At 69.4% G+C, this 22,558-nt stretch carries 21 protein-coding genes; 14 read left to right on the top strand and 7 right to left on the bottom strand.

From position 1 onward, the window contains the following. Positions 1–88: 88 nt before the first annotated feature. From VF106_RS36545 to VF106_RS36525, 5 genes are all read left to right on the top strand, one after another. The gene (locus tag VF106_RS36545; protein WP_330844518.1) at positions 89–1,852 is read left to right on the top strand and encodes an acetyl/propionyl/methylcrotonyl-CoA carboxylase subunit alpha; all 1,764 of its coding nucleotides are present in this window, start codon (positions 89–91) and stop codon (positions 1,850–1,852) included. A gap of 232 nt (positions 1,853–2,084) precedes the next feature. Further along, the gene (locus tag VF106_RS36540) at positions 2,085–2,504 is read left to right on the top strand and encodes a DUF1707 SHOCT-like domain-containing protein (RefSeq protein WP_330844517.1); all 420 of its coding nucleotides are present in this window, start codon (positions 2,085–2,087) and stop codon (positions 2,502–2,504) included. A 136-nt stretch (positions 2,505–2,640) separates the two neighbouring features. Further along, on the top strand, positions 2,641–2,994 hold the full coding sequence (locus tag VF106_RS36535; RefSeq protein WP_330844516.1) for a transcriptional regulator: 354 nt from the start codon (positions 2,641–2,643) through the stop codon (positions 2,992–2,994). 11 nt (positions 2,995–3,005) lie between these two features. Continuing rightward, positions 3,006–4,328, top strand: coding sequence for a PPE domain-containing protein (locus VF106_RS36530; protein WP_330844515.1), 1,323 nt, complete (start codon positions 3,006–3,008; stop codon positions 4,326–4,328). 7 nt (positions 4,329–4,335) lie between these two features. Next, positions 4,336–5,121 (top strand): ESX secretion-associated protein EspG, encoded by a 786-nt coding sequence (locus VF106_RS36525; protein ID WP_330844514.1) that lies wholly within the window; start codon positions 4,336–4,338, stop codon positions 5,119–5,121. A gap of 151 nt (positions 5,122–5,272) precedes the next feature. On the opposite strand, the gene VF106_RS36520 is transcribed toward VF106_RS36525, so the two are convergent. Beyond that, the gene (locus VF106_RS36520) at positions 5,273–6,676 is read right to left on the bottom strand and encodes an NAD(P)H-quinone dehydrogenase (protein ID WP_330844513.1); all 1,404 of its coding nucleotides are present in this window, start codon (positions 6,674–6,676) and stop codon (positions 5,273–5,275) included. 107 nt (positions 6,677–6,783) lie between these two features. Between VF106_RS36520 and VF106_RS36515 the strand changes: the two genes are divergently transcribed. From VF106_RS36515 to VF106_RS36485, 7 genes are all read left to right on the top strand, one after another. Next, entirely contained in the window at positions 6,784–7,236 is a 453-nt protein-coding gene (locus VF106_RS36515; protein WP_330844512.1) for a gamma-glutamylcyclotransferase family protein, read from the top strand. A gap of 84 nt (positions 7,237–7,320) precedes the next feature. After that, positions 7,321–8,424: an efflux RND transporter periplasmic adaptor subunit gene (locus VF106_RS36510; RefSeq protein WP_330844511.1), complete on the top strand. Its 1,104-nt coding sequence runs from the start codon at positions 7,321–7,323 to the stop codon at positions 8,422–8,424. Positions 8,425–8,438: 14 nt separating this feature from the next. Beyond that, a complete protein-coding gene (locus VF106_RS36505) occupies positions 8,439–9,092 on the top strand; it encodes an ABC transporter ATP-binding protein (RefSeq protein ID WP_524535867.1) in 654 nt (217 codons plus the stop codon). Continuing rightward, positions 9,089–10,279: an ABC transporter permease gene (locus VF106_RS36500; RefSeq protein ID WP_330844509.1), complete on the top strand. Its 1,191-nt coding sequence runs from the start codon at positions 9,089–9,091 to the stop codon at positions 10,277–10,279. The genes VF106_RS36505 and VF106_RS36500 overlap by 4 nt, the downstream gene beginning before the upstream one ends. Beyond that, entirely contained in the window at positions 10,279–11,643 is a 1,365-nt protein-coding gene (locus tag VF106_RS36495; RefSeq protein WP_330844508.1) for an efflux RND transporter periplasmic adaptor subunit, read from the top strand. The genes VF106_RS36500 and VF106_RS36495 overlap by 1 nt, the downstream gene beginning before the upstream one ends. Before the next feature lie 90 nt (positions 11,644–11,733). Continuing rightward, complete coding sequence (gene relB, locus VF106_RS36490) at positions 11,734–12,249, top strand: type II toxin-antitoxin system RelB family anti-toxin (RefSeq protein WP_330844507.1); 516 nt, start codon at positions 11,734–11,736, stop codon at positions 12,247–12,249. Continuing rightward, on the top strand, positions 12,246–12,896 hold the full coding sequence (locus VF106_RS36485; protein WP_330844506.1) for a nucleotidyl transferase AbiEii/AbiGii toxin family protein: 651 nt from the start codon (positions 12,246–12,248) through the stop codon (positions 12,894–12,896). Before relB ends, VF106_RS36485 begins: the two co-directional genes overlap by 4 nt. A 193-nt stretch (positions 12,897–13,089) precedes the next feature. On the opposite strand, the gene glpK is transcribed toward VF106_RS36485, so the two are convergent. Both glpK and VF106_RS36475 read right to left on the bottom strand, forming a co-directional pair. Beyond that, positions 13,090–14,601 carry a glycerol kinase GlpK gene (glpK, locus tag VF106_RS36480; protein WP_330844505.1) on the bottom strand — a complete coding sequence of 504 codons (1,512 nt, stop codon included), beginning with the start codon at positions 14,599–14,601 and terminating at the stop codon, positions 13,090–13,092. Positions 14,602–14,619: 18 nt separating this feature from the next. Continuing rightward, positions 14,620–15,366, bottom strand: a complete 747-nt coding sequence (locus tag VF106_RS36475; RefSeq protein ID WP_330844531.1) for an MIP/aquaporin family protein — start codon at positions 15,364–15,366, stop codon at positions 14,620–14,622. A gap of 177 nt (positions 15,367–15,543) precedes the next feature. Between VF106_RS36475 and VF106_RS36470 the strand changes: the two genes are divergently transcribed. Beyond that, entirely contained in the window at positions 15,544–17,274 is a 1,731-nt protein-coding gene (locus VF106_RS36470) for a glycerol-3-phosphate dehydrogenase/oxidase (protein ID WP_330844504.1), read from the top strand. Positions 17,275–17,476: 202 nt separating this feature from the next. Here VF106_RS36470 and VF106_RS36465 read toward each other — a convergent pair whose 3' ends face one another. Continuing rightward, positions 17,477–18,706, bottom strand: coding sequence for a hypothetical protein (locus VF106_RS36465; protein WP_414639148.1), 1,230 nt, complete (start codon positions 18,704–18,706; stop codon positions 17,477–17,479). Positions 18,707–18,966: 260 nt separating this feature from the next. Between VF106_RS36465 and VF106_RS36460 the strand changes: the two genes are divergently transcribed. Next, positions 18,967–20,067 (top strand): adenosine deaminase, encoded by a 1,101-nt coding sequence (locus VF106_RS36460; protein WP_330844502.1) that lies wholly within the window; start codon positions 18,967–18,969, stop codon positions 20,065–20,067. Between the two features lie 41 nt (positions 20,068–20,108). Here the strand turns inward: VF106_RS36460 and VF106_RS36455 are convergent, their stop codons facing one another. From VF106_RS36455 to VF106_RS36445, 3 genes are all read right to left on the bottom strand, one after another. Beyond that, a complete protein-coding gene (locus VF106_RS36455; RefSeq protein ID WP_330844501.1) occupies positions 20,109–21,422 on the bottom strand; it encodes a SatS C-terminal domain-containing protein in 1,314 nt (437 codons plus the stop codon). 79 nt (positions 21,423–21,501) lie between these two features. Continuing rightward, complete coding sequence (locus VF106_RS36450) at positions 21,502–21,981, bottom strand: YbaB/EbfC family nucleoid-associated protein (RefSeq protein ID WP_330844500.1); 480 nt, start codon at positions 21,979–21,981, stop codon at positions 21,502–21,504. Continuing rightward, positions 21,978–22,385 (bottom strand): YbaB/EbfC family nucleoid-associated protein, encoded by a 408-nt coding sequence (locus tag VF106_RS36445; RefSeq protein WP_330844499.1) that lies wholly within the window; start codon positions 22,383–22,385, stop codon positions 21,978–21,980. The genes VF106_RS36450 and VF106_RS36445 overlap by 4 nt, the downstream gene beginning before the upstream one ends. Between the last annotated feature and the right edge of the window lie 173 nt (positions 22,386–22,558).

Raw genomic sequence — 22,558 nt, 5'->3', positions numbered from 1 at the left:
CCTAGCTTGCTCTACGGCCCCACATACCCGCGGTATCCGTAAACTCCCCAACCAACGACAGTGTGCCGCCTTTCGAGGGAGAGTGGGCGTGCCCCAGCTCAACAAGATCCTGATCGCCAACCGCGGCGAGATCGCTGTTCGCGTCATCCGTGCCTGCAAGGACGCCGGCCTCCCCAGTGTGGCGGTGTACGCGGATCCGGACCGGGACGCCGTGTTCGCCCGACTCGCCGACGAGGCCTTCGCGCTCGGTGGGTCGACGGCGGCGGAGAGCTACCTCAACATCGACAAGCTGCTGGACGTCGCGAAGCGGTCCGGTGCGGACGCCGTCCACCCCGGTTACGGCTTCCTGTCCGAGAACGCCGACTTCGCGCAGGCCGTGTTGGACGCCGGCCTCACCTGGATCGGGCCGAGTCCACAGGCCATCCGCGACCTCGGCGACAAGGTCACCGCCCGGCACATCGCCACCCGCGCCGGCGCCCCGCTGGTACCTGGCACGAAGGAGCCGGTCGGCGGGCCCGAGGAGGTCGTGGCGTTCGCCGACGAGCACGGGCTGCCGGTGGCGATCAAGGCCGCGTTCGGCGGCGGCGGGCGTGGCCTGAAGGTGGCCCGCACGATCGAGGAGATCCCCGAGCTGTTCGACTCGGCTGTCCGCGAGGCGGTCGCGGCGTTCGGGCGGGGCGAGTGCTTCGTCGAGCGCTACCTGGACCAGCCCCGGCACGTCGAGGCGCAGGTTCTCGCCGACCAGCACGGCAACGTGATCGTGGTCGGCACCCGCGACTGCTCGCTGCAGCGGCGCCACCAGAAGCTGGTCGAGGAGGCCCCCGCGCCGTTCCTCACCGAGTCACAGCGCGCGTCGATCCACTCCTCGGCGAAGGCGATCTGCAAGGAAGCCGGCTACTCCGGCGCCGGCACCGTCGAGTACCTGGTCGGCAAGGACGGCACGATCTCCTTCCTGGAGGTCAACACGCGCCTGCAGGTCGAGCACCCTGTGTCGGAGGAGACCGCCGGGGTGGACCTCGTGCGGGAGCAGTTCCGCATCGCGGCCGGCGAGAAGCTGCGGTTCACCGAGGACCCGGCGCCGCGCGGTCACTCCATCGAGTTCCGCGTCAACGGCGAGGACGCCGGCCGTAACTTCCTGCCGGCGCCCGGCGTCGTGACGAGGTTCGTGGCACCGGAGGGCCCTGGCGTGCGGGTCGACTCCGGGGTCGAGTCCGGCACGGTGATCGGCGGACAGTTCGACTCACTGCTGGCGAAGGTGATCGTCACCGGCGCCACCCGCGAGGAGGCGCTCGAACGGTCGCGCCGCGCGCTGGACGAGATGGTCGTCGAGGGGATGGCGACGGTACTGCCGTTCCACCGGCGGATCGTGCGTGACCAGGCCTATGTGGGTGATGGCACGTCGTTCTCCGTGCACACGCGCTGGATCGAGACCGAGTTCGACAACACCATCGAGCCGTTCGTGGCAACGGACGAGCTGCCGGAGCCGGACGAGCGCCAGAACGTGGTGGTCGAGGTCGGCGGCCGGCGGCTGGAGGTGTCGCTGCCCGGCGGGTTCGCGGTCGGCGCCAGCGCGCCGAAGGCCGCGGCGGCGGCCAAGCCACGCAAACGGGCCGGCGGCAAGGCGACCGCAGTGTCCGGCGACGCGGTGGCCGCGCCCATGCAGGGCACGATCGTGAAGATCGCGGTCGAGGACGGCCAGGAGGTGGCGCAGGGCGACCTGATCGTGGTGCTGGAGGCCATGAAGATGGAGAACCCGGTCACCGCGCACAAGTCCGGCACAGTGACCGGACTCGCCATCGCCCAGGGCGAGACCGTCACACAGGGCAGTGTCCTGTGTGAGCTGAAGAACTGAGCGGACCGCCGAGCGAGGCCATGTACCTGAGCGGGCCGCCGGCGTCTGGACCGACGAGCGCGCAGATCCCCTGCGCGACGAAGGAGCCCAGGGATCTCCGCGCGCAGGAGGGAAGACGCCGGATTGAGGCCCGCGAACGCCGAGCTCCAGCGAGGCCATGTCACTGAGAGGGTCCTCAGGTTCACGACATCTGTCACGGCTGATTACCCGATTACAGACGTACGATCGAGATGTGAGCGAGTACCAGCCGTCCGCGATCCGCGTCAGTGACTCCGAGCGCGAGGATGCCCTCGCGAAGCTCGGCGAGCACATGAGTGCTGGTCGGCTGGACATCGACGAGTACGGGGAGCGGTCGGCCAAGGTCGCGACCGCCAAGACGCGCGGCGAGCTGCTGGGCCTGTTCGGTGACCTGCCGGAGCCGAAGCCGACGTTCGGTCAGCCCGTGCCGAGGCCCGCCGGGGCGCCGCCGCGGCCGAAGACGACGGCCGAGAAGGTCGTGCCGATCGTCGCGGTCGTGCTCATCTGTGGTGTGTTCGCGGCGCTCAAGCTGCCGTTCTTCATCCCGTTCCTGATCCTGTTCCTGGTGATCAACAACGGGCGGGGCCACCACCGGCCGCGCGGGCGGGGGCGCGTCTGGCAGGAGCGCGGCTAGACACCAGACGAACGGCTTGAGCCAACCGGAACAATCCTGCAAAAGTTCTCATGAAAACTGCCTAAACCGTCGAATCCGATCATCCCCATTGGATATGGTTGATCGACCACAGGAAACCGACTGGGAGGGCGGCTTAGTGCCAAACCACGGGGGCGGTGGGGATTCGCACAACGAGGTCCTGCGTGTCGCGCGAGACGCGGTGCCCGGTCTACGCAGTGCGTTCGCCGACGCGATCACCAAGGTAGACCGGCAGATCGAGCTCGCGGACAAGGAGCTGCGCGTCACCTCGTGGGCCGGCGACCCGGTGAGCACCGGCGCGAGCGCGCTCTACAACGACCGCACTCTCGACTCGGACGAGTCGGTCGTGGACCTGCTGAAGTTCTATCGCGCGCAATTGGACGCCGCTGTCCAGAACCTCGACGCGACCGCTGAGCAGTACGACAGAATCGACTCGGACAACGCCGTCGGCACCGGCAAGAACGAGGGCTGAGAGGGCTATCGATGACCGAACCCGCTGCTCCGACCGACGGCACTCGTTGGCGCGGCTTCGCTCACAAGGATCTGTACCGGATGTTGCACGAGGGACCGGGCGCGACCGCGTCCGCCGAGCCGTCGCGCCGCTGGGCCGAGATCTCCGCTGCCCTCACCGAGATCGGGCAGGACCTGAAGACCGCGCTCGACCAGACCGGCTGGTCCGGCACGGCCGCCGGCGCCGCGCACGCCCGGTTGTCCACCACCGTGAAGTGGGCGGCCACGTCCGGCACGAACGCCGCCACGATGCGTACCTCGGTCGAGGACCAGGCCAGCCACATCGCGAAGGCCCGCGCGGAGATGCCGCAGCCGGAAGAGGTGCCGGCCACGCAACCGGATCCGGCGGTCGCCCCCGCGGTGCAGGTGCTCCAGACGCAGACCGACGCCGAGCCGGCCGAGGCCGCCGCGTCGACGGCGGAGGAGAAGGCGGTCGAGGTGATGACCGCCTACGAGACGAACACGAACGCGACGACCGCCGCGCTGCCCGCGTTCACCACGCCGGAGCCGCTGCTGCCGTCCACCGGCATCCATCAGGGCCGGGGTGGCGGCCTGCTCGGTCTCGGGCTGACCGTGCCGGGCGGTTTCGGCGGCGGGAAGCACTACCAGAACGAGCCCGGGCCCGACAAGGGCAAGGGCAACGGCGGTGGTGGCGGCGGTGGCGGAGGCGGCGGTCACCACGGACAGACCTACACGTCCGGCGGGAGGTACGACGGACCACGGCGGCCGACCTCCCCGACGCCCGCTCCTGGCCGGATGACCGGCATCTCGACCGACCCGTTCTTCGGTGCTCCTGCGGCGAGCGGTAGCAGCCGTAACCAGGAGACTCCGCGGCGCGGCAACATCGTCGGCAGCTCGCCAGGCGGTAGTTCCGGTGGCTCCGGCGGCGGTTCTGGTGGGTCCGGCGGTTCCGGCGGTTCCGGTGGTTCGGGCGGCTTCCCTGGCGCGGGATCGAAGTCCGCTGCTGGCATGGGTGGCCTGCCCGGGTCGGACATGCAGCACGCGCAGCAGGCGGCCGCGGCGCAGCAGGCCGCGGCCGGGGCACAGGCCGGCACGCCGATCGCGCCCGGTGGTGCCGGACCGGTCGGCGCCCAGGAAAAGATGGCTATGCGCCGGTTCGGCATGGAGGCCATCGGGTCGAGCCAGTGGTTCGGCGACACCGACGAACCGGTGCCCGGCCAGAACCCGAAGCGCCGGTTCGACCTGCGGGAGTCCGCCGAGGACAACGAGTCGATGTCCATCCTGGACGACGAGAACCAGTTGCCACCCGGCGTGATCGGGGACGGCGGCCGGTAGTCACGGCATGACGATCGGCGCTGCCGCTACCCAACCGGTGGAGATCAGCGCGCTCGAGTTCGATGTCCTGTGGGAGCACCACTACGGGCTCGAACAGATGCCGCTGGTCCTCAAGGTCCCGTCACCGGGTCGCACCGACGACGAGCGCAAGCGGATCGTCCACGACGTGTGGGCCGGGCTCGCGCGACGCGGGCTCGGCACCCCCGTCGACCCGCATCCGGTGCTGACCCGGCTGCTGCACCTGTTGCACCGCCCAGAACGCGAGATCGACGGCCGCATGTGGCTGGGCGGTGAGCTGCGCCTGTTGGCCGCCGCCACAGGCGACGAAGCCGTGCTGGCCACGCTTTCGCACGGCCGGCTGGCCCTGGCACCGGCGGACGCCACGGGCCTGCCGAGGTTCGCCGTGTCGGTGTTGCCGCCAGCCCCGGCAGGCCCCGGCCAGTCGATCACCCTCCCGACCGCGGACTTCGAGGCAGCGGCGAAAGAAGCCCGCAAGCAGGAGGAACTGGCGTCCGCCCTGCGTACCCGAGGCGTCCGCGACTCCGACGCGACGACCCTGGCGGAGATGATCGGCGACATCGTGAGGCAGGGCCAGTACGGCAGCGCGGTCCGCGACCGCTGGGGCCGCCGGGTCCGCGCCCCGAGGGTGATCAGCTTCTTCGACACGGCAGCGGGCCGCTACCTACAAACCCGCCGCACCGAAGAAGACCAGGCCCCGTGGACCACGATCTCCCCAGCAGACCACCGCCGCCTACTACAGCACGTGACAGCCCTGCACGAAGAACAACTCTGACCAGAACCTCGCGTGTCCAACACCAGAAACCCGCGTGTCCAACATTCGGGACCCCCGAGTTCAACAAAAGCGGCTAACGTCGATAGCCCCGTTTGTTGAACTCACCGGTCTGGAGTGTTGGACACGCGGGTCGTGGCGGTTGGACTCGCGGTTAGTCCAGGTCGTCGTGGCGCATCAGGCGGCGGCCCGCTTCGATGATCGAGCCGGACAGGGACGGGTAGACCGAGAACGTGTGGGTCAGGTGTTCCACCGTCAGCTGGTTCTGGACGGCCAGCGCGATCGGGAGGATCAGCTCGCTCGCTGTCGGGGCCACCACCACACCGCCGATCACCACACCCGTCGCCGGGCGGCAGAACAGCTTCACGAAGCCCCGGTGTAAGCCCTCCATCTTGGCGCGGGCGTTCGTCGCCAGGGGGAGCATGATCGTGCGGGCCGGGACCTCGCCCGAGTCGATCGACTGCTGCGAGATGCCCACCGTCGCGATCTCCGGGTGGGTGAACACGTTCGCCGCGACCGTCTTCAGCTTGATCGGGGCAACGCCCTCGCCCAGCGCGTGCCACATGGCGATACGGCCCTGCATGGCGGCCACCGACGCCAACATCAGCAGGCCGGTGCAGTCACCAGCCGCGTAGACACCGGGAACCGACGTACGCGACACCCGGTCGACGGACACGAACCCGCCGGCGGCCGTCTTCAGCCCGACCTTGTCCAGCCCCAGGTCACTCGTATTGGGCACGGAGCCGACGGTCATCAGTGCGTGTGACGCCTCGACCGTCCCGCCCGACTCGAGGTGCACCAGCACGCCCTTGCGGGTCCGCTCCACCCGCGACGCGCGCGCGTGCTTGACCACCTCGGTGCCGCGCGCGGCGAACACGTCCTCCAGCACCGCCGCCGCGTCGGCGTCCTCGTGCGGCAGGACCCGGTCCCGGCTGGAGATCAGCGTGACCCGCACGCCCATCTCGGTGTACGCGGACACGAACTCCGCGCCGGTCACGCCCGACCCGACCACGACCAGGTGTTCGGGCAGCTCAGGAAGGTCGTAGATCTGCCGCCAGTCCAGGATCCGCTCGCCGTCCGGCTCGGCGCCCGGCAACACGCGCGGGGTGGCGCCGGTCGAGATCAGCACGACGTCGGCGTCCAGCTTCTCCTCGGTGCCGTCGTGCGCGACCGTCTGGACGGTGTGCGCGGCCAGCCCCGGCTGGGAGTCGCAGAACCGCGCGATGCCGTGGATGACCCGGACGCCCTCACGCTGCACGCGGTTGCGCACGTCCGCCGACTGGGCGAGCGCGAGGCCCCGCACGCGGCTGTGCACCGCCGGCAGGTCGACCATCGGCAGCTCGTCCTCGACGCGAATGCCCAGCTCATCGGCGTTGTGAAAGGTCGCGCGGGCACCCGCGGAGGCGATGAACGTCTTCGACGGCACGCAGTCGTACAGCACGCACGCGCCGCCGAGCCCGTCGCGTTCCACGATCGTCACGTCGGCGCCGTGTTGCGCGGCCACCAGCGCTGCCTCGTAACCGGCCGGCCCGCCGCCCATGATCACGATCCGGGTCACCGGGAGCTCCCCTCAGTTCGATCCTCGCGAGCGTTCGGGACAAACGGTACGCGGCGCGCCTCGCCCAGGGGACAGCGCATGATCCGAGGTATCGCTACGCTGTCGGCGTGCCGCTCTACGCCGCGTACGGGTCCAACATGGATCCCGCTCAGATGATGGAGCGAGCGCCGCATTCCCCGATGGCGGGTACTGGCTGGCTCGTTGGTTGGCGTATGACCTTCGGCGGCGAGGACCTCGGTTGGGAAGGCGCGCTCGCCACGATCGTCGAGGACCCCGAATCGCAGGTGTTCGTGGTGCTCTACGACGTGACGCCCGAGGACGAGACCCGCCTCGACCGGTGGGAAGGCTCCGAGCTGGGCCTGCATACGAAGATCCGGTTGCGGGTGCAGACGCTCGAGGGCTCGGTGCTCGCCTGGCTGTACGTGCTGGACGCCTACGAGGGAGGGCTGCCGTCCGCGCGCTACCTCGGCGTGGTGTCCGACGCGGCCGAGTCCGCCGGGGCGCCCGCCGACTATGTCGCTGACCTGAGAACACGTCCATGTCAGGGCATCGGTCCATAGCCGCTACACAGCTTCACCGCAGTAACCACACAGCCACCGCCTCCAGGCTCTCCGGCAACAGCCGAAGAGACGAGGGGGCACAGCGTGGGCAAGGCACGACGCCGGTTGCTGGTGCTGACCGGCGTGGTCGTGGTCGCCGCGGGCGGGGTCGCGGCGTGGCTGGTCCTCAGACCAGCGGAGGCGGCCACCCAACCGGTGGTCGCGACGGCGACGGTGGGGACACAGCGGCAGACGGTCTCGGTGAGCGGGACCATCGAACCGGCCGATCAGGCCGACCTGAACTTCGCGGTGAACGGCAAGGTCACCGAGGTGCTGGTCAAGGAGGGTGACGAGGTCACCGCCGGCCAGGCACTCGCGACCGTCGACGACACGCTCCTGGCGGCCCAGCTGACCGCCGCGCAGGCCCAGCTCGACGCGGCCGAGGAAAAGGCCGCCGACTCCGACGACGCGTCGGCCGACGCCGCGGTGGTGTCCGCCGAGAGCAACGTGACCGCCGCGCAGGAGGCGGTCGACAACGCGACGTTGAAGTCCACGATCAACGGCACGGTCGTCACGGTCGGGCTGGCCGTTGGCGACCAGGTGGGCTCCGACAACGCGGGTGGCGGTGCCGAGGACAGCGCCCAGTTCACGGTCGTGTCGACGAACCGGTTCGTGGTGACGGCGAAGGTCGGCGCCGAGGACGTCGACAAGGTCAAGCAGGGCATGGCCGCGGAGATCGTGCCGACCGGCGGCGGCGAGACGGTGGCGGGCACCGTCCAGACCGTCGGGCTGGTGGCCAGCGCGGACGATTCGGGCGTGGCGACCTTCCCCGTGACCGTGGCGGTCACCGACGAGCGGGACGACATCTACGCAGGCTCCTCGGCGACCGTGTCGATCGTGCTCGAGGAACGGGACAACGTCCTGACGATCCCGGGCATGGCCCTGCACACCGAGGGCGACTCGACGTACGTGAACAAGATCGTCAACGGCCAGCAGGTGCGGACCGACGTCAAGGTCGGCGACACCTTCGGCGGACAGACCGAGATCGTGTCGGGGTTGAGGGAAGGCGACCAGGTCGAGGTGGCCGTGGCCGCGCCGACCGGCGGTGCCGGTGGCAGCGACCGGACCGGCGGCGAGAACGTCTTCCCCGGCGGCGGCGGGCCCGGTGGCGGCGGCCCGGTCATGATCCAGCCTGGCGGTGGCCGGTGACCGCGATCATTGAAATGACCGAGGTGCGTAAGACGTACTCGACCGGGGTCGTCGAGGTCGAGGCCCTCCGTGGGGTCTCGCTGCGGATCGGGGAGGGTGAGTACGTCGCGGTCGCCGGCCCGTCCGGGTCGGGCAAGTCGACGCTCATGCACATCATCGGCTGCCTGGACCTGCCGACATCCGGCGACTACGTGCTGGCCGGCGGCCGGGTGACCGAGCTGTCCGAGGCGCACCTCGCCGACATCCGCAACCGGCGGATCGGGTTCGTGTTCCAGCAGTTCAACCTGCTGCCGAGCATGACGGCGTGCCGGAACGTGGAGCTGCCGCTCGCCTACGCTGGCGTGCCGCCGGCGGAGCGGCGCAGGCGGGCCGAGGAGGCACTGGCGCGCGTCGGCCTGTCCGACCGGCTCAAACACCGGCCGGGTGAGCTGTCCGGCGGCCAGCAGCAGCGGGTCGCGGTGGCCCGCGCGCTGGTGACCGATCCGGCGTTGATCCTGGCCGACGAGCCGACCGGCAACCTGGACTCGTCGGCATCGGCGGACGTGCTGGGGCTGTTCGACGAGCTGCACGCGATGGGCCGCACGATCGTGCTGATCACGCACGAGGCGGAGGTGGCACGGCGTGCCGGGCGGTCCGTGCTCATCCGGGACGGGCAGCTGGCCTCATGAACTGGAGAGACACGTTCGCGAGTGGCTTGGAGGCCATTCGCGCTCATCGGCTGCGGTCCGTGCTGACCATGCTGGGCATCGTCATCGGCATCACGTCCGTGATCCTGACCGTCGGCCTCGGGCTCGGCGCGCAGGCCCGTGTGTCCGAGCAGATCGACTCGCTCGGCAGCAACCTGTTGATCGTCTCGCCGGGCAGCAGCACGTCGTCGTCCGGTGTGCGGGGCGGTTTCGGCACGGCGTCGACGCTGACGCTGACCGACGCGACGGCGCTCGCCGATCGTTCGGTGACGCCGGACGTCGAGGCCGTGGCGCCGGTGGTCTCGTCGTCCGCGGCGCTGGTCGCGGGCACGACGAACTGGACGGCCAGCCTGGTCGGCACGACCACGTCGTGGCTGTCGGTGCGGAACCGGACGTTGTCGGCGGGCCGGTTCTTCACCGGCACCGAGACGGACGTGGTGGTGCTGGGCCAGGACACCGCGAGCGAGCTGTTCGGCAGGCGGTCGGCGGTCGGGCAGCAGGTGACGGTGGCCGGGCGTCCCATGACGGTGATCGGCGTACTCGCGTCGACGGGCGAGTCCAGCGACGACGACCTCGCACTGACCACACTGGACACGGCAAGGTCGCTGACCGGCTCGGCGTCCGCGTCCGTTTCGACGATCTACGTGCAGGCGACCACTCCGGACACGCTGAGCGCCGCCTACCAGGAGATCGACGCCCTGTTGCGGAACCTGCACGGCGACACCGACTTCACGATCGCGACGCAGGAGTCGCTGTTGGAGACCGCGAACGCCACGAACGAGACGCTGACCATCCTGCTCGGCGGCGTTGCCGCGATCTCCCTGCTGGTCGGCGGGATCGGGGTCATGAACATCATGCTCGTCGCGGTCACCGAACGAGTGCGGGAGATCGGACTGCGCAAGGCGCTCGGCGCGACGCCGGGCGGGATCCGGCGGCAGTTCCTGGTGGAGGCCGGGGTACTGGGCGCGTGCGGCGGGCTGCTTGGCGCGGCGCTGGGGATTGCCGGGGCGTTCGCGCTGCCGCAGCTGATCGGCCAGCCGGTGAGCGTGTCGGTGGTCGCGGTCGCGGCGGCCATCGGGGTGTCGCTGGCGATCGGCATCGGCTTCGGCGTGTACCCGGCGACCAGGGCCGCGCGGCTCACCCCCATCGACGCGTTGCGGAGCGAATGATGAGAAGGCTGATGTGGACGGTCGGCGTGTTGGCCGTGGCGGGGGCGGGCTTCGCGGCGGTGACGGTCGCGGGTGCCGACTCGGGCACCCGGTACCGGGTGGCGGCGGTGACCACCGGCGACGTGTCCCAGACGGTGTTGACGAGCGGGACGGTCGACCACGTGAACCGCGCGGACGTCTCGTTCGGCACGTCCGGCACGGTGACCACGTTGTCGGTGGCCATCGGGACGACCGTGAGCGCCGGCCAGGAGCTGGGCACGCTGGACACGGCGTCCCTGCAGGCCGCGGTGGACAAGGCGACCTCGGACCTCGACGATGCGGAGTCGAAACTGTCGGACGCGTCGTCCGCGGCGTCGTCGTCCGCGTCGACGGAGCCTTCGGGCCCGTCGTCGGAGCAGCTCGTGCAGGCGGTGAAGGAAGCGCAGTCCGCGGCTTCCGCGGCGTTGAAGACGGCTTCGGACGCGGTCGCGGCGCAGACGGCGGCGTGTGCCGACCCGACGGCGACGGCGTGTGCGGCGGCGGGCTCGGCCACCCTGACCGCGCAGCAGGCGGTGAAGACGGCGCAGGACACGTTGCAGGCCAAGCTGGACGCGCTGTCGGCGGCACAGTCGGCACCGTCGCAGGACTCGCCTGACTCGTCCGGGTCGGCGGACTCGGTCGCGGAGGCGCAGGCGGCGGTGGACGAGGCGAAGGTGAAGCTGGTGGAGGCGCAACAGGCACTGGCCGGCGCCACACTGACGTCCCCGATCACGGGCACGGTGGCCTCGGTGTCAGCCGCCGCGGGCGACCGCGTGTCGGCGGGCGACGCGGTGGCCGTGGTGATCGGCGAAGGCGCGGCGGAGGTGTCGGCGACGGTGCCGGTGGAGCGGCTTCGCCTGTTGGCCGTGGGCCAGACGGCGACGGTGACCCCGGTGGGCACGTCGGAGAAGGTGCCGGGCACGGTGACCCGAGTAGGCACCCTGCCGGACGAGACCGCCCAAACCGTCGCCTACCCGGTGACCATCACGGTCGACAAACCCCCGGCGACCATGGCGGCAGGCACCTCGGCAACAGCCGCCGTGGTGGTGGCGACCGCGGCGGACGTACTGACGGTCCCGACGTCCGCGGTTAGCCGAAACACGGTCACGATCCTGAACGCGGACCAGACGACAACGGTCACCCGCGTAACGGTCGGCGCGGTGGGGCCAACCCGCACAGAGATCAAGGAGGGCGTATCCGCGGGCGAGCAGGTAGTCCTGGCGAACCTGGACGCCCCGGTGCCAACAAGCGACCAACAGACCACGGGCCGGTTCAACGAAGACGGCTTCAACGACGGAGGCCCAGGCGGAGGCCCGATGATGCGCCAAGCCCCGGGCGGCAGATGAGGTGAGGCCGGCGGCTGCTTCACGCCGGCCCGCGAACGGCGTACTGTATCAAACTGGATACCCTGACTGAGTCGCGAGGAGGTGCTGACGGTGTCCGTAGCGAGGTTGTTGGAAGAAGCACGGCACCACGCCGGCCTGACTCAGGATCAGCTCGCCCAGCAAGCGCACACGTCACGCACGGCTGTGTCGGCGTATGAGAACGGCCGGAAGAAGCCGACGCTCGACACCGCTGAGCGCCTACTGAGCGCGGCAGGGTTCGAACTCGACGTGCGCCCGCAGATCACGTTCCATGCTGTCCCGGGCACCCGAGGTCGCGTCTACGAGGTTCCGAGCGAGTTCCCCTCGCTTCCGCCGCACAAGGCCCTGGCGACCGTGGTGTTGCCGTTGTCGCTGAACTGGTCGCAGCCTGGCCGGGAGTACCGACTCAGAGACCGGTTGGATCGTGCCCGCGTATATGAAGCAGTGCTGCGAGAGGGCGACGCAAAGGACGTGCTCACCTATATCGACGGCGTCCTGCTGGTCGACCTGTGGGACGACCTGGTGCTCCCCCGCGACGTTCGTGCGGCCTGGGAGCCGCTGATCTCGGAACTGGTCCCGGCACAGTGACAACCAGTTCCGAGGACATTCCTCTCACCGACTTCCAGCTCACGGTGGCCAGGCTCTTCTTCAGCCTGCCCGCCAGCGACGGCTTTGTTCTCGCCGGTGGCGCCGCGCTCATCGCACAACATCTGACGTCTCGCCCAACCCAGGACTTGGACTTCTTCACCGACCGACAGCCTGACGTCGTCGTGGCGCGTGACGAACTGATCGCGGCCGCGAACGAACGAGGCTGGGCCGTCAAGACGCTCCGAGACAGTGAGACCTTCTGCCGCCTGCAAGTGACCGGCCCGGAAGATCTGTTGGTCGACATCGCCCTGGATGCGCAGCCAGACCAACCGCCGACCATGAGCCTGGCCGGCCCGACATACGCTCCGCGAGAGCTGGCCGCCCGCAAGGTCGTCGCCCTGTTCGACCGGTACGCAGCCCGCGACTTCGTAGATGTGTTCGCGTTGACTCGCACATATAGCAAGGCGGGACTCTTGGAGTGGGCCAGCGATCTCAACCCAGGGTTCCACCAGCCCTACTTCATTCAAGCTCTCGACGCTCTCCCGCGCTACACGGACGCAGACCTGAGCCTCGGCGACGTCGACATTTCCGCCCTACGTGCGTTCTTCTCGGAATGGGCCGACGAGCTGCGACTGGATCGTGCTTAGGCCTCCGGCCCCCGGTTCCACGCTACGGCAACCCACCGACACTTCTCGTCGTGTGCGGGCTGGTGGGCGGCTGCCTGTGGACAACTGCCCCACCTGTGGACAACCACCCCGCTGGCGAGTGCGAGTCGCCGGGGTTGTCGGGGGTATGCCGTAGCGTGGTTCGAGGGGGCCGGAGGCCAGCCGGGGCCTCAGGTCACTCGTCTTCCACCCAGTCGAACGTGCGGGTCACCGCCTTCTTCCACCGGCTGTAGGTCTTCTCGCGGGCCGCGTCGTTCATCGCCGGGTCCCATTCCTTGTCCTTTGCCCAGTTGTTGCGGATGTCGTCCTCCCCGGCCCAGAAGCCGACGGCCAGGCCCGCCGCGTACGCAGCGCCGAGGGCCGTCGTCTCGGCCACGACCGGGCGGATCACCGGCACGCCGAGGATGTCCGCCTGGAACTGCATCAGCAGCTCGTTGCCGACCATGCCGCCGTCGACCTTCAACGACTTCAGCGGCACGCCCGAGTCGGCGTTCATCGCGTCGATCACCTCGCGGGTCTGGAACGCCGTCGCCTCCAGGACCGCCCGGGCCAGGTGACCCTTGTTCACGAAGCGGGTGAGGCCGACGATCGCGCCGCGGGCGTCCGACCGCCAGTACGGCGCGAACAGGCCCGAGAACGCCGGCACGAAGTAACAACCGCCGTTGTCCTCGACCGACGCGGCCATCGCCTCGATCTCCGGCGCCGACGCGATCATGCCCAGGTTGTCCCGCATCCACTGCACGAGCGCGCCGGTGATCGCGATCGAACCCTCGAGCGCGTACACCGCGTTCGCCGAGCCGATCTTGTAGCAGACCGTGGTCAGCAGGCCGTTCTCCGACGCCACCTGCTCGTTGCCCGTGTTGAGCAGCACGAAGTTACCGGTGCCGTAGGTGTTCTTCGCCTCGCCGATCGACAGGCACGCCTGCCCGAACGTCGCCGCCTGCTGGTCACCGAGGATGCCCGCGATCGGCACGCCCGCCAGCGCACCACGTTCGCGCACGGTGCCGTACTCCTCCGACGACGACCGGATCTCCGGCAACATCGACAGCGGGACGCGCATGTCGTCGGCGATCGACGAGTCCCACGACAATGTCGACAAATCCATAAGAAGTGTGCGAGACGCGTTCGTCGGGTCGGTCACGTGCACGCCGCCGTCCGGGCCGCCGGTCATGTTCCACAGGACCCACGTGTCCATGTTGCCGAACAGCAACTCACCGGCCTCGGCGCGTTGCCTGGCACCCTCGACGTTGTCGAGGATCCAGCGGATCTTCGGCCCGGAGAAGTACGTCGCGAGCGGCAGACCCGTCTTCGCCTTGTACCGGTCCTGGCCGCCGCCGAGCGCCTCCAGCTCGGCGCAGATCCGGTCCGTGCGCGTGTCCTGCCAGACGATCGCGTTGTAGACCGGCTTGCCCGTCGACTTCTCCCACACCACGGCGGTCTCCCGCTGGTTGGTGATGCCGACCGCGGCGATGTCCTTCGCGTGCAGGTCCGCCTTCGCCAGCGCGCCGGCCGCCACTTCACGCGTGTTGCGCCAGACCTCCTCGGGGTCGTGCTCGACCCAGCCCGCCTTCGGGAAGATCTGCTCGTGTTCCTTCTGGTCTACCGACACAACTTCACCCGCATGGCTGAAGATCATGCAGCGGGTGGACGTGGTGCCCTGGTCGATCGCAGCCACATAGCTCGTCATCTTGGTTCGCCTTCTTCCTCAGGACGTCGCCGGCAGGATCTGGAACACAAGACCGGCAAGAACACCGCCGACCAGCGGGCCGACCACCGGCACCCACGAGTAGTTCCACTCTGGACTGCCCTTGCCCTTGATCGGTAGCACGGCGTAGGCGATACGCGGCCCGAGGTCGCGTGCCGGGTTGATGGCGTACCCCGTCGGACCACCGAGCGAGGCGCCGATCGAGATCACGACGAACGCCACGGCCGCGTAGCCGAGCGCGCCGTTGCCGAACACCGGGACGTTCTCGGCGCCGGGTTCCGCGCCCGGGCTGGTCAGGATCCAGAAGACCAGCACGAACGTGCCGATGATCTCGGTCACCAGGTTCCATGCGTAGTTCGGCACGGTCGGCCCCGTGCAGAAGATGCCCCGCGTGTTCTGCGGCTCGTCATGGGTGTCGAACTGCAGCTTGTAGGCCAGCCAGGCGAGCACGGCGCCGAGGAACGCGCCGACCATCTGGCCGAGCAGGTAGGCGGGCACGTCGGCCCACTCCGCCTTGTCGGCGGCCACCAGGCCGAGCGTGACCGCCGGGTTGAGATGAGCGCCGGACGGGTTGGCGATGCTCGCCCCGACGAACACCGCGAAACCCCAGCCGATGTTGATCAGAAGCCAGCCGCCCTTGGTACCGAGCGTGTTCTTCAGTACCACGTTGGCGACGACACCGGCGCCGAGCAGGATCAGCCCCGCGGTGCCCAGAAGTTCCCAGATGAATATCTCGCCGAAGTTCAGATCCACGACCACTCCTTCGCGCTCGAAGAGGTAGGCGGACCGTCCGGCCAAGGGCGGGGCGCCGGTGCCTACCCTGAATCGGACGCTACGAGCCCAAGGTCAACTTGTCCAGACAACACAACAACGGTTCGGCCGGTAGCGTGGTCTCGTCCATCGTGAACAGCACGAGGAGGGGCCGTGACTGCGGACATCAACGGCGGCCGGCTGGGCACCGCCCAACGCGAACAGGCCTGGCAACGACTCGGCACGGAGACCTTCGACCTCGTGGTCATCGGCGGCGGTGTCGTCGGCGCCGGTACCGCGCTGGACGCCGCGACCCGTGGCCTACGAGTGGCGCTCGTCGAGGCGCGCGACCTGGCGTCCGGGACGTCGAGCCGCTCGTCGAAACTCTTCCACGGCGGGCTCCGGTACCTGGAACAGCTCGAGTTCGGACTCGTGCGGGAGGCGCTGCGGGAACGGGAGCTGATGCTCACCCGGTTGGCGCCCCATCTGGTGAAGCCCGTGAGTTTTCTTTACCCACTGACACGTCGGGTGTGGGAGCGGCCGTACACGGCGGCCGGTCTGTTCCTGTACGACTCGATGGGCGGCGCACGCTCGGTGCCGGGCCAGAAGCACCTGACACGGGCCGGCGCGATGCGGTTGGTGCCGGCGCTGAAACGGTCCGCTTTGATCGGTGGCATCCGGTACTTCGACGCGCAGGCCGACGACGCGCGGCACACCATGACCGTGGCACGCACGGCCGCGCACTACGGCGCGGTGATCCGACCGTCCACTCAGGTTGTTGGGTTCGTCCGGGAAGCGGACCGGGTGTCGGGTGTGCGGGTCCGCGACGTGGAGGACGGCCGCACGCTGGAGATCAAGGCCAACGCGGTGATCAACTGCACCGGCGTGTGGACCGATGAGCTGCAGCGGCTTTCCGGGTCGCGCGGGCGGTTCCGGGTGCGTGCGTCGAAGGGCGTGCACATCGTGGTGCCGCGTGACCGGATCGTGTCCGAGTCCGGCCTGATCCTGCGCACGGAGAAGTCGGTGCTGTTCGTCATTCCGTGGCGGAATCACTGGATCGTGGGTACGACGGACACGGACTGGAACCTTGATCTCGCCCACCCGGCGGCGACGAAGGCCGACATCGACTACATCCTCGAGCACGTGAACGCGGTGCTCGCGACCCCGCTGACGCACGATGACATCGAGGGCGTGTACGCGGGCCTGCGGCCGCTGCTGGCCGGGGAGAGCGAGGAGACGTCCAAGCTGTCGCGGGAGCACGCGGTGGCGCGGGTGGCGCCGGGCCTCGTGGCCATCGCGGGCGGCAAGTACACCACCTATCGGGTGATGGCCGCGGACGCCGTCGACGCCGCGTCACCGGACCTGCCGGGCCGCCTGCAATCGTCGATCACGGACAAGGTGCCGCTGCTTGGCGCGGACGGCTACCACGCGCTCGTGAACCAGGTGGACCAGTTGGGCGCGAAGCACGGGCTGCACCCGTACCGTGTGCGGCACCTGCTGGACCGGTACGGGTCGCTTGTGCACGAGGTGCTCGCGCTCGCCGCCGACCGCCCGGAGTTACTCCGCCCGCTGACGGCGGCCCCCGACTACCTGCAGGTGGAGATCGTGTACGCCGCGTCCCACGAGGGCGCGCTGCACGTGGAGGACACCCTCGCCCGCCGCACCCGCATCTCGATCGAGTACCCCCACCGCGGCGTCGACTGCGTGGAGCAGGTGGCCGCCCTGATGGGCGAGGTACTGAACTGGTCCCCGGAAACGGTGGCCCGCGAGGTGACGCTGTACAAGGCCCGCGTGGAAGCGGAACGCGACTCCCAAACGCAACCGGACGACCTGGCCGCCGACGCGAGCCGAGGCGCGGCCCCAGAAGCCCGCCCAGCCCTCAGAGAACCAGAACCCGCCAACTAGGCCCGCCTGGACTCGCGAGTCGCGCTTTGGGCCCCCGCGAGTCGCGCGTTCGGCCCCCGCGAGTTGCGTTTTCGTGTACGCCCAGGATGTACCTGAAAACGTAACTCGGGGGTGCTGGACGCGAGACTCGCCGGGGCCGAACGCGAGACTTGCGCGTTTGCATACGAAAGGCCCCCGCGTGCGGAGGGCCTTTCGCTTGAGGTCAGGGGGTGATGTCTGCTTCGTCGGTTTCCTCGGGGCGGGTGTTCTTCTGGGGCTTGCCGTTGCGGCGGCGGGCTGTTTGGCGCGGGAGGGTGGCCGGCGGACGCGGAGGCTGGGCACCGCCACCCATCATCAGTTCCGCGAAGGTGGCCATGGCCTCGTCCAGGTGGCCGCCGATCCGGCGCTCGGACTCCTCGTTGCTCTTCTTGACCAGCGAGGCGACGGAGTCGGTGTCCGGCTGCTTGGTGACCGCGCCCTCGACCTTCGCCAGGCTCGCGGCGAGTGTGGTGCCCATGTCGGCGATCTTCGACTGGAAGCCGTCCTCGACCGCGTCCAGGCGGGTCGTCATGCCGTCCAGCCGGCTGGTGACCTGCTCCAGCCGGACGGCCAGCTCCTCGAGCCGCTCGGTGCCGTCGACCGTCGTCTTGGTGTCGTCGAGCGAGTCCTGCAGCGCCTTGCGGGACGCCTCGACCTTCATCGACACCGAGGTCGACTTCTGGTCGATGTTGGCGTGCAGGCCCTCGGCGGTCTCGACCAGCTTGTTCTGCACGGTCTCGGACGCCTCGGCAACCTTGCCCTGCACCCGGTCCGACGCCTCGGCCACCGACTGGCGCACACCGTCCCGCGCCGCGTCGATCTGGCCGCGGACCTCGCCGAGCTGGCCGCGCAGGCCGCCGTCGACCTCGTCGACACGGCCGCGCAGGTTGTTCTCCGCCGCGTCGACACGCTCGCGCAGCGCGGCCTCGGCCCCGCCGATCCGCTCCTTCACCGGGCCGGTCACGTTGCCCGGCAGGGCGTCGAGCTTCGCGTCCTGCTTGTCCAGGTGCTTGTCGAGGTGGGCGTCCAGCTCGTCGATACGGCGGTGGATGTTCGCGAGCTTGTCCTCGAGCCCGTCCATCCGCCCCGCGACGCCCTCGAACCGGCCCGTCACCCCGTCGAGCCGGCCGTCCAGCTGCGCGAACGGCGTGGCCAGCTTGTCGACGATGCTCTCGACGGCACGGGTCAGCGCGGCGATCGCGCTGTCCTGGGCCTCGAGCTTGCCGAGCGCGTCCTCGACCCGCGACGCCAGGGCGGTGATCTCCGTGCGGTCCGGCATCTCCGACAGGCGCTTGCGCACCGCGCCGATGGACTCCAGCGGGGACAGCCTCGCGTGGATCTCGTCCAGCGTGTCGAAGATCTGCTGCTGTTCGCTCTCACGGATCTCGGCCGCGCGCACCAACATGTTGCGCATCCGGTCGAACGACACCGTCGAGTTGCTGTTCTCGTTCACGGAGGTGACCTTCGTCGTGGGGAGGGACAGGGCCGACGCTTGAGCCTAGCCACTCCCAGAACGCGCCCATACACCACCCGTTAGTTGGTTGCCGGTCCAGACACACCGAGGTTGCGCCGTTCGGGGCAAGACCATGACGCGAATGCCACATCTACCAGTGACAATGGGTAGTACGATGGTTACCCGATCGAATGATGCCTCACGCCGAGTACCGTTGCACCATGTCGAGCATGAACCCCGTTCCCATGACACCGGAGGCCATCCGCAGCGCCCCGAAAGCCCTCCTCCACGATCACCTGGACGGTGGTCTCCGCCCGGCCACGGTCATCGAGCTGGCCGACGCGAGCGGCTACCGCGACCTCCCGACCAGCGACGTCGACGCGCTGGGCCGGTGGTTCACGGAGTCAGCGGACTCCGGCTCGCTGGTGCGCTACCTCGAGACGTTCGCGCACACGTGCGGTGTCATGCAGACCACCGACGCACTGGTTCGCGTGGCCTCGGAATGCGCGGAGGACCTCGCCGAGGACGGCGTCGTGTACGCCGAGGTTCGTTACGCCCCGGAGTTGTTTTGCGAGAACGGTCTCAGTCTCGACACGATCGTGGAAGCCGTGCAGGAGGGCTTCCGGGTCGGCACGGCGCGTGCGCTCGAGGCCGGCAGGCGGATCCGGATCGGCACACTGCTGTGCGCCATGCGGCAGAACGCCAGATCACTGGAGATCGCCGAACTGGCCGTCCGGCACCGCGACTCCGGCGTGATCGGCTTCGACATCGCCGGCCCCGAGGCGGGGTTCCCTCCCACGCGCAACCTGGACGCGTTCGAGTACCTGCGGCAGCAAAACGCGCACTTCACCATCCACGCAGGCGAGGCGTTCGGGCTTCCGTCGATCTGGGAGGCCATCCAGCACTGCGGCGCCGAGCGGCTTGGCCACGGCGTCCGGATCGTCGACGACATCAAGGTGGACGACGACGGCACAGTGCAGCTCGGCCGGCTCGCCAGCTACGTGCGTGACCGCCGGATCCCGCTGGAGATGTGCCCGTCGTCGAACGTGCAGACAGGGGCCGCGCCGTCGATCGCGGAGCACCCGATCGGGCTGCTCACGAAGTTGCGGTTCCGCGTCACCGTCAACACCGACAACCGGTTGATGTCGAACTGCCTGCCGTCGACGGAAATGGCCACGCTGGTCGACGCCTTCGGCTACGACTGGGCTGACCTGCAGTGGTTCACGATCAACGCGATGAAGTCGGCGTTCATCGGCTTCGACGAGCGGCTGGCGATCATCAACGAGATCATCAAGCCGGGCTACGCGGCGCTCATGGGCTGACGACGTCGCCTGGCCCGCGCGTGCGGGCCAGGCGATGTCGGCTACTGCACGTCCAGGCGCTCCTCGAACGTCTCGACCAGCGTGCGCCAGGCCGCGACCTCCGCGTCGAACGGCGGGCTCGGGGCCAGCCGGGTCGGGTCCGGCCGCAGGACGAAGGAGACCAGCCAGCCCAGGCTTTCCGACTGGGCCAGTGCCTCCGAGACGCTCTTGTCGCCCGCCCAGTCCGCCGCGTCGTTCAGCAGCTCGACCGCCAGGTCCAGCTGCACCGGGTCCACCGCGTCCGGGCCCTCGGCGATGTCGTCGGCCAGGCCATGGAGCACGTAGGTGTTGTCCGTCTCGACCTCGATGTCCAGGCTGCCGTCCGTGGCCTTGGCGGACACGTCCTCCCAGGTGGACACCTCGGCCAGGTCGTTGTCCACGGCGCCGGCCTGCGCGATGTGCTTGGCCAGGGCGCGCGTGGACTTCGTGACGGTGATCTTCCCCTTGGTGCCCAGGAAGATCGGCTCGTCGTCCAGGTAGCAGCGGAGGGTGTAGTACTCCGCCTCGGCGGTGATGACCTTGATCGGGTCGATGCCGACCTCGGCCCAGAAGCCGACCGGCTCCGGCTCGGCCTCCTCGTCGTCTTCCTCGTCCTCGTCCGACTCGTCTTCCTCGTCGACCGCGTCGTCCTTTGTGGACTCCTCGCCGTCCTCGGACTCTTCCGCGTCCTCCGCGTCCTCGGTGTCCAGGGCGCTCTCCGCCTCCGCGGACTCCGCCTGGAACTCGGCCAGCTCGTCGGTGGTCTGGTCGAGGACCGCCTTGTCGACCTCCGGGGTGAACACGACGTCGTCGATTGCGTCCAGGACCTCGTCCCACCGCTCGGCGATGGTCTCCGCCAGGTCGGTCCAGAGCTTCTCGCCCTCGCGGCCGGTGAACGGGAACGTGCCCTGCTCCAGCGCCGAGAACCCGGCCGCCGAGTTCAGCACCTCGTGCACCTCGTCCAGCTCGCACACGTCGGCCAGCGAGCGGACGATCGCGATGATGTCGGCCAGCTCACCGATGGTCCACGTGTCCGGTTCCTCGGCGGCCAGCTCGGGCACGCCGACCAGGTCGTACGTGTGGGCCTCGTCCGGTAGCAGCTCGGGCACCGACAGCTGCGGCACGACGTCCCACGCCGGGTGGTCGGCGAGGTCGTGCTCATCGACCGTGCGGACGAAGGCGGCCAGGTGAGCGGCGTCCGGGAACGCGAACAGGTCGTCCTCGTGACCGAGGAACGCCTCCCACTCCTCCCCGTCCTCACGCCAGCGCGGCGCCCACAGCGTGACGACATCGCCCTGGGGCAGGCCGAGCTCGATCGAGACGATGTCCTGGGACATTGCTGGACCTCCAGGTCAGGCAATCCGTGCTGCACTCAGAAACCGGTGGAAGCCTACGGGGTGGCGTCCTGATGGTGGATCACCGGTCGGACCGTAGCGAAGCTGGGTCGAACGAGTCGAGGTCATCCTCGGTCCTGACACCCGCACGCTGGTCCCGGCGGGCCTGGAACTCCTCGGCGGTGATACCGCCATCTTCGGTGCGCCGGGCGGGTGCCGCGCGGCCGGACAGCTGCTCCAGCGCGTAGGTGAGGTTGTCACCAAGCAGTAGGGCGACCTTGTTGTAGCCGGCCTGTGTCGCGTCGTCCATGGCGACCGCGGCCACCTTCACGATCAGCTCGGCGAGCCCGTCGGGCCCGTATCGTGCGGCCTCGGGCGCCAGCCAGAGGTTCAGCAGCTTGCCCCGGCCGTCGACGGTCACCTCGACGGTGCCGTTGCGGTCGTGGGCCGTGCCCTTCACCTTCGCCAGAATATCGTCCACTTTGGACAGTGCTTCCTGGCGCGCGCGGCCGTCCTCGATCATCTGCTTGGTGGTGCGGTTGATCGGCTCCCGCTCGATCATCTGCGGCCCCCGATGTGCTTGAGCGGGTCGGAGAAGTCGACCTCGGCGGCGTCCTCGTCGTCCACCGGCACGTAACCAAGGGATTCCAGATGTTTCTCGCCGCGTTCACCGAGCACGGGCGCCAGCGCCTTGTGCATGTTGCTGCCGGCGCGGCGGGTCGCGCGGTCGGCGAGCGACATGATGTTGCGTGCCAGCGTCTCCATGTCCACCGACACGGCGGCGGGCGACAGCGTCAGCCCGGTCAGTAAACCGCCCGGCGCCACCACGACCTGGATACCGCCGTCCGGCGAGCTCGCCTGCCCGCTGATCCGCCCGCCGCGCGCGATCTGCGCCTGCGCCTGAGCGTCGGCCTGCGCGACCTTGCGGTCCACCACAGCCATCTCGCGGTCGATGTCGATCTCCACGACCCCTCCTGATCCCCGTTACGGGATAAGTGTGCCCGAAAGGTCCGACACTCGCGCTATCCCGCCAACAGGTTCGGCTTAACGGCATCCCATTCACGCAAGTCCCGCGACCGTCTCGGGGTCGGTGAGCGACGGCAGGCTCCGCGAGTCTCGTCTTCGGCCCCCGCGAGTCG

Origin of the sequence: Actinophytocola sp., assembly GCF_036378875.1 — a bacterium.
GTDB lineage: Bacteria > Actinomycetota > Actinomycetes > Mycobacteriales > Pseudonocardiaceae > Actinophytocola.
Note: the sequence above shows the minus strand (reverse complement) of the source record. Positions and strands in the feature narration are given on the sequence as shown.

Coding starts and splice junctions, on each gene's coding strand:
- VF106_RS36530 (WP_330844515.1), top strand. CDS start 3,006: ATGACCGAACCCGCTGCTCCGACCGACGGCACTCGTTGGCGCGGCTTC.
- VF106_RS36525 (WP_330844514.1), top strand. CDS start 4,336: ATGACGATCGGCGCTGCCGCTACCCAACCGGTGGAGATCAGCGCGCTC.
- VF106_RS36505 (WP_524535867.1), top strand. CDS start 8,439: ATGACCGAGGTGCGTAAGACGTACTCGACCGGGGTCGTCGAGGTCGAG.
- VF106_RS36500 (WP_330844509.1), top strand. CDS start 9,089: ATGAACTGGAGAGACACGTTCGCGAGTGGCTTGGAGGCCATTCGCGCT.
- VF106_RS36495 (WP_330844508.1), top strand. CDS start 10,279: ATGAGAAGGCTGATGTGGACGGTCGGCGTGTTGGCCGTGGCGGGGGCG.
- glpK (WP_330844505.1), bottom strand. CDS start 14,601: ATGACGAGCTATGTGGCTGCGATCGACCAGGGCACCACGTCCACCCGC.
- VF106_RS36465 (WP_414639148.1), bottom strand. CDS start 18,706: ATGCGCAACATGTTGGTGCGCGCGGCCGAGATCCGTGAGAGCGAACAG.
- VF106_RS36460 (WP_330844502.1), top strand. CDS start 18,967: ATGTCGAGCATGAACCCCGTTCCCATGACACCGGAGGCCATCCGCAGC.
- VF106_RS36455 (WP_330844501.1), bottom strand. CDS start 21,422: ATGTCCCAGGACATCGTCTCGATCGAGCTCGGCCTGCCCCAGGGCGAT.
- VF106_RS36450 (WP_330844500.1), bottom strand. CDS start 21,981: ATGATCGAGCGGGAGCCGATCAACCGCACCACCAAGCAGATGATCGAG.